Annotated in this window: 10 protein-coding genes and 1 pseudogene; all 11 read left to right on the top strand. The window is 56.9% G+C overall.

The window, feature by feature from the left end; translation table 11 throughout:
* Positions 1-546: hypothetical protein (locus M0974_RS08035; RefSeq protein ID WP_297835048.1), on the top strand; the 546-nt coding region annotated here is incomplete at its 5' end.
* Positions 547-719: 173 nt separating this feature from the next.
* Positions 720-980: an AlpA family transcriptional regulator gene (locus M0974_RS08030; RefSeq protein ID WP_297835045.1), complete on the top strand. Its 261-nt coding sequence runs from the start codon at positions 720-722 to the stop codon at positions 978-980.
* Positions 981-1337, top strand: a complete 357-nt coding sequence (locus M0974_RS08025) for a hypothetical protein (protein ID WP_297835043.1) — start codon at positions 981-983, stop codon at positions 1335-1337.
* A complete protein-coding gene (locus M0974_RS08020; protein ID WP_297835040.1) occupies positions 1334-1990 on the top strand; it encodes a KilA-N domain-containing protein in 657 nt (218 codons plus the stop codon). The genes M0974_RS08025 and M0974_RS08020 overlap by 4 nt, the downstream gene beginning before the upstream one ends.
* A 493-nt stretch (positions 1991-2483) precedes the next feature.
* Positions 2484-2786, top strand: a complete 303-nt coding sequence (locus M0974_RS08015) for a hypothetical protein (protein WP_297835038.1) — start codon at positions 2484-2486, stop codon at positions 2784-2786.
* Positions 2783-3085: a hypothetical protein gene (locus tag M0974_RS08010; RefSeq protein ID WP_297835035.1), complete on the top strand. Its 303-nt coding sequence runs from the start codon at positions 2783-2785 to the stop codon at positions 3083-3085. Before M0974_RS08015 ends, M0974_RS08010 begins: the two co-directional genes overlap by 4 nt.
* The gene (locus tag M0974_RS08005; protein WP_297835032.1) at positions 3082-3306 is read left to right on the top strand and encodes a hypothetical protein; all 225 of its coding nucleotides are present in this window, start codon (positions 3082-3084) and stop codon (positions 3304-3306) included. Before M0974_RS08010 ends, M0974_RS08005 begins: the two co-directional genes overlap by 4 nt.
* Positions 3303-3545 (top strand): hypothetical protein, encoded by a 243-nt coding sequence (locus tag M0974_RS08000; protein ID WP_297835028.1) that lies wholly within the window; start codon positions 3303-3305, stop codon positions 3543-3545. Before M0974_RS08005 ends, M0974_RS08000 begins: the two co-directional genes overlap by 4 nt.
* Positions 3542-3745 (top strand): hypothetical protein, encoded by a 204-nt coding sequence (locus M0974_RS07995; RefSeq protein ID WP_297835024.1) that lies wholly within the window; start codon positions 3542-3544, stop codon positions 3743-3745. The genes M0974_RS08000 and M0974_RS07995 overlap by 4 nt, the downstream gene beginning before the upstream one ends.
* 3 nt (positions 3746-3748) lie before the next feature.
* On the top strand, positions 3749-4027 hold the full coding sequence (locus M0974_RS07990; protein ID WP_297835021.1) for a hypothetical protein: 279 nt from the start codon (positions 3749-3751) through the stop codon (positions 4025-4027).
* A pseudogene (locus tag M0974_RS07985) lies at positions 4020-4164 on the top strand (topoisomerase); the annotation flags it as partial. The gene M0974_RS07990 and the pseudogene M0974_RS07985, both read left to right, overlap by 8 nt.

The following is a 4164-nucleotide window of genomic DNA, read 5'->3' as shown; positions in this document are numbered from 1 at the left end:
CTCGCCCATCTGTCGGGCAGTGCTCCGGTAATTCTGAAAGCTCAACAAGCTCAGTTACGTCGAGAGGGCGAGCAGAGCGCAGCCGAGCGCTTGGACGCCGAACAGGCTGCGCGGCGACGCTCAGATCAGGACGTAGTCGAACTTCGCGCTCAGCTTGCCTACAAGGATGCGCAGATCACACAACTTCGAGACGATGCAGAGCAAGACCGCCGCGTACTAAGCCAAGCGATCCGCCAGCAGCAAGAAGACAGCGATCTCATTATCAGCATGGAAGAACGCCTAGAAGATGTTATGGCTCTTGCCGAATGCTTGCGAGCAGACAACGAAGTATCGCCACCCGAGTTTCGCTTAGGCTTTGAGTGCTGGCGGACGATTACCAGAGACGGCACCCATAATCCTGCTGGTGCTGGTGGTCGCGGCGTTCATGGACTAGTAGAAGACTGGCTGAAAGACAACGGCTATAAGCTCAACAAGGAAGCAACCGAAAGGCTCTGCGCAGTAGTAAGTTGGCGTAAGCGAGGCGCTGGCGCCATCCGCTCCCAATAAAATACCCCGCCTATTTCTAAACCAAGCCGCGCGCGGGTTGTAGTCACTTACCCCTACCCTAGGCAGACCGAATACCCGGCCTATTTCCTAAGATACCCCTCCTATCCAGTGGGTAAGCCCTCTCCTAGCATTGCCATCGTCAGTTACCCATAACGCCCTAGGAGGCGCAGACGATGACAGCCACAACCCACTCCATCGGCAAGCATTCCCATCAGGCCGCACCCGCCTCCGGCGACAAGCCTGCGATCAGGTTCATCAAGCGCCAAACCGTAGAAGGCATCACCGGACTGTCTTGTACCGAGATTTACCGCCGCATTGGCGCCGACAACTTCCCGAAACAAGTCATGCTCGGGCCGAAGTGCGTGGTATGGGTCGAGTCTGAAATTTACGGCTGGATGAATGACCGGATCGCCGAAAGCCGAGCGGTGGCATAAATGAAAAAGGCCACGATCCCCGAAGAGAAACGCAGCCTGTCGCACGGCGATGTTACCACCCGAGCTAACGCGCCGACCAAGATTTCACGCGTCCTCACCTATCTAGTGAACGATGGAAGCCTCATGCGGTTTGAGGCTGAGCGTCTAGGTGACCACTGCCTACATTCGACAATCAGCAGCCTAGCCAATGGCTACGGATTGAAGTTCGAACGTGTGCTTGAGCAGGTTCCAAACCACTGGGGCGAGGATTGCACAGTTACTCGGTACACCCTGCCGGTCAGTGAGCGCAAACGCGCCCGCAATGTGTTGAAGATGATGCGACTCGCTGCGGGCGCTCGGCGTGAGGTGGCGGCATGACTACTAAAATTGTGCAGATGGATTATGAGGGCCAGGCCGTCACGTTCAACGCTGACGGCTGGATCAACGCCACCGAAGCCGCCGCACGGTTCGACAAAGAGCCAGCGCAATGGCTTCGGCTGCCCGACGCGATCCGCTATCTGGAAGGGCTGGAGCGTACATATGGGAAAATCACATATGTAAAAACCAGTCGTGCCCGTGCCGATCGGGGTGGCGGCACCTGGATTCACCCACGGCTGGCCGTGAAGTTTGCCCGCTGGCTGTCGGTCGACTTTGAAATCTGGTGCGACCAGCAGGTTGATGCCCTGGTGCGCGGTGAACTCAACTCGCGGTCGGTCGCCCGCCGGTTGGCAGCAGTCGGCTACCGGAGCTTGTGTGATGCCCTATCGATCACCCATGACTCCATTGGCAAGACCACGAAGCCGCACCATTACATGAACGAAGCCAGGTTGATTACCGAGGTCATCACCGGCGCGTTCAAGGGCCGCAACCGTGACCAACTCAGCCAGGCTGAACTTGAACTGATCATGCTGGTGGAAAATCGCGACGTACTGTTGATCGGCCAGGGCAAGGACTTTGCCACCCGGAAGAAACATCTTCTGAGCTACGTCGGCGGTCTGCAGATGAAGCAGCTCGGGAGCGAAGCCGCATGAATATGCTCGCCTGCCCACCACTGCCTAAGCTCAATCTGAAACAGGGGGTTGCACACAAGGTTAGCCGTCTGTATCTTCCGCGGGTCGCTGCAAATTCAGCGACCGGGATTTGCAGCCCGATCAAGTTGGCGCACCAGCGCCCCAAGTCCATTGGCAGGCGTTTTTTTACGTCTGTAGCGATGCTCTATGGCGGCTGTGCGCGGGATACCTTCGGGTATGCCGGGTGCCAACTTTCCCGGTCTGCAAACCTGTGCACAGTCGCCACCCAATCCTGTTTTGCAGCGGGTAGTGGCGACTCCAGATCACAAGTTGGAGCGATACCTATGCAGTTCTCCCTTACCCTAAATCCGTCCGTAGAATCCAGCAAAGCCGCCGCGCACCGCGCTATGGCCTTCGCAGCACTCCGGGCCAACTCAAGCCTTGCAGTCCGTCTCGCCCGATTTAACAGTCATATGGCTAAATCGCGCGCCCTGGAAACAGTCGGCGGTGCCGTATGACTCGCGCAACCACTACTAGCGCCTGCCTGGGAAATGCTGCCTCGACTATGGAAGCGACCGGCCAGTTTATTTGGGCTGTCGGTAGCCTGTTTCAGCGCTTGCTCGACTCTGGCGATGAGGAGGGAGTTCTCAGTCCGTCTGTGATCGCTGGCGTCGGACATGGCCTCCGATTAGTTGGCGTTCGACTTCAGCAAGATGCAGAGCATTACCTTGAGCGCGTTCAAAGCGATGTCGAATCCGCGACACAAAAAGCTGAAACCCAAAGTGTGTCGGCAGATTCGCCGGGGTTGTCGGTATGAGCACGCCAATCCCTAAATCAAAGCGCCCGCTGCCGAAAAGCAAGCCGATCGCCACGCGAGCCTCCAGCTTTGATGATTACGATTGCCTAGCGGAACAGATGTTCGAGATGGCTTGCGATCGCTCGACGCTTACCGACATTCCGGTGGGGGTGGTTCTTGCTGGCGTAATTTTCCACCTCGCCGTCGAAGCTCAGGTCGCCGATATCCCTGAAGAAATGCTGCGCAGCGTTGTCTCTTCAGCTGCTACGGATTATCGGGCGCTTCTCCACGCTCCAACTCAAGCGGAGATCGCCCAATGAATCTGATTCCATTCAACTTCAACGGCACCGATAGCCCAGTTGATGAATTGCGTGACGTGCAAGAAATCCTTGTCATGCTCGCGCTGGCTCTCTCAGTGATTGCAGCACCCACCACCCAGCCGTTCGTGTCGAAGGTACTGGCGACTGTCGCTCAGCACACCGCGATGGCTTGGGCAGACGTTCTCGACGGCATGATTGAGTCCAACGGCGGTGTGCAATGAGCCGTCCTATTCAGGAAAAAAAGGACGAAGTTCTCAGCGCCTTGGATGGAGCGGACCAAAACATCCGTTGGCTCGGAGCGATATTGAGATCGATAGGCGCCGACATCGAAAACGGCGACCCCGACAACGCAATCGAACTTGCCGAACTTGGGGCACACCTGAGTCTTGAGTGGAGTAGCCAGCTGCAAAGCCGCACCAGCATGTTTCGAAAAGATATGGCCAGGGGGACGACCAAATGACCCCTGCCGAAGTCATCCAATTCAACTACAAAAGGCTTTCTAAAGTCCACGACCGCCTTGTTGACATGTACTACCACCGTGGGCACGGAGCCTTGGCGGCAATGCTTAACGTCGGACTGATTGACGTCGAGACGTATCGCGCTGCCGGTAGCGCCCTTTGCGCACTCAGTCAGCGCCGCATAGCCAAACAGAAGGCCTAGACCATGAAAATTCAAAATGGCGCATCAGCGCCAGCGCTACCGGCTTGCCCAAAGAAAGCCATTGAGCTGTTTTTCGTTACGCATCCGAAGGCACCAAAGGCATTGCTGGGGCCGTTTTTGAATAAAGAGGATGCCGCTTGCGGGCTTGTAGTGATGCGTAGCGCAGAAGCGGTGGTGACATCTTCGTTAGTCGATGATATCGACGAGCTGACTCGCTGGACCGGCATCAATAACGGCGCCATCTGCCGTGCGTTTGCGGGCAACGGTGCTCACCATGACTGACGCACCGGTTCTGTTCCGTGAAGCCATGCAATCGGTATATGGGCCGCTCGACTGGCTGCCCGACCCAGACGGCGACATCCACAGGTTCCATGTTCCAGGCGACAAATCCGGCAGCGTTAACGGTTGGTACTGCCTCT

The organism is Pseudomonas sp. (assembly GCF_026224925.1).
In the GTDB taxonomy this organism is placed as follows: domain Bacteria; phylum Pseudomonadota; class Gammaproteobacteria; order Pseudomonadales; family Pseudomonadaceae; genus Aquipseudomonas.
This window is presented reverse-complemented; position numbering and strand designations above follow the sequence as displayed.

Bases quoted from the DNA above. Each gene is read 5' to 3' on its own strand.
- M0974_RS08030 (WP_297835045.1), top strand. From the start codon at position 720: ATGACAGCCACAACCCACTCCATCGGCAAGCATTCCCATCAGGCCGCA.
- M0974_RS08025 (WP_297835043.1), top strand. From the start codon at position 981: ATGAAAAAGGCCACGATCCCCGAAGAGAAACGCAGCCTGTCGCACGGC.
- M0974_RS08020 (WP_297835040.1), top strand. From the start codon at position 1,334: ATGACTACTAAAATTGTGCAGATGGATTATGAGGGCCAGGCCGTCACG.
- M0974_RS08015 (WP_297835038.1), top strand. From the start codon at position 2,484: ATGACTCGCGCAACCACTACTAGCGCCTGCCTGGGAAATGCTGCCTCG.
- M0974_RS08010 (WP_297835035.1), top strand. From the start codon at position 2,783: ATGAGCACGCCAATCCCTAAATCAAAGCGCCCGCTGCCGAAAAGCAAG.
- M0974_RS08005 (WP_297835032.1), top strand. From the start codon at position 3,082: ATGAATCTGATTCCATTCAACTTCAACGGCACCGATAGCCCAGTTGAT.
- M0974_RS08000 (WP_297835028.1), top strand. From the start codon at position 3,303: ATGAGCCGTCCTATTCAGGAAAAAAAGGACGAAGTTCTCAGCGCCTTG.
- M0974_RS07995 (WP_297835024.1), top strand. From the start codon at position 3,542: ATGACCCCTGCCGAAGTCATCCAATTCAACTACAAAAGGCTTTCTAAA.
- M0974_RS07990 (WP_297835021.1), top strand. From the start codon at position 3,749: ATGAAAATTCAAAATGGCGCATCAGCGCCAGCGCTACCGGCTTGCCCA.